The sequence below is a fragment of the Thalassotalea sp. G20_0 genome (assembly GCF_017744175.1).
Taxonomy (GTDB): Bacteria; Pseudomonadota; Gammaproteobacteria; order Pseudomonadales; family Endozoicomonadaceae; genus Endozoicomonas.
Map to the genome: position 1 here is coordinate 1 of NZ_JAGHQV010000536.1, position 519 is coordinate 519.

1 protein-coding gene is annotated in these 519 nt (G+C 51.4%); it reads right to left on the bottom strand.

Annotated features, from left to right (window positions below; translation table 11 throughout):
* On the bottom strand, positions 1-519 hold a 519-nt coding region (locus J7438_RS27430; protein ID WP_209279167.1), incomplete at both ends, for a DUF3322 domain-containing protein.

Sequence of the window (519 nt, forward strand, 5' to 3'; positions counted from 1 at the left end):
TCCCATCAAAATCCTCCGGTTCCAGGGCCAGGCTCAGTAATTCCGAGAGAATACCCTTGTTATTTTCAATAAATTTGCTGTCCACTCCCTGAATATCCAACTGGCGGATATAGCGCCCCGGTTTCGGGTTCAACTGAAAATATCGGCAGACCTTCAGTAACCGTGGCCAGCTATCAACCAGCTCCAGAGCTTTTAACGGCTTTTCCTGCAGCCAGGGCATTAATTCTGGTAGCTGTCGTCTGGTTGTGCCCGCCAGTTCATCAAACTGGCGAAAGGCTTTGATCTTGCCGATAAAACCCAGCCAGTCTTCCCGGTGTTCAAACACAATGCGCTGGGGGATGCGCTGGGTACCGAGCTGCTGATGGTTGATGCTGCGATAATCCAGCCGATAACCACTGCCTTTTACCGCTTTGCTATTGCTGTGCAACAGGGCTATCCAGTCCCGAACCTTGACAAACTCCTGGCTGAGCACTTTACCGGACGGTTTGCGAAACGTGATTTCCAGCGGGAACAGGGATT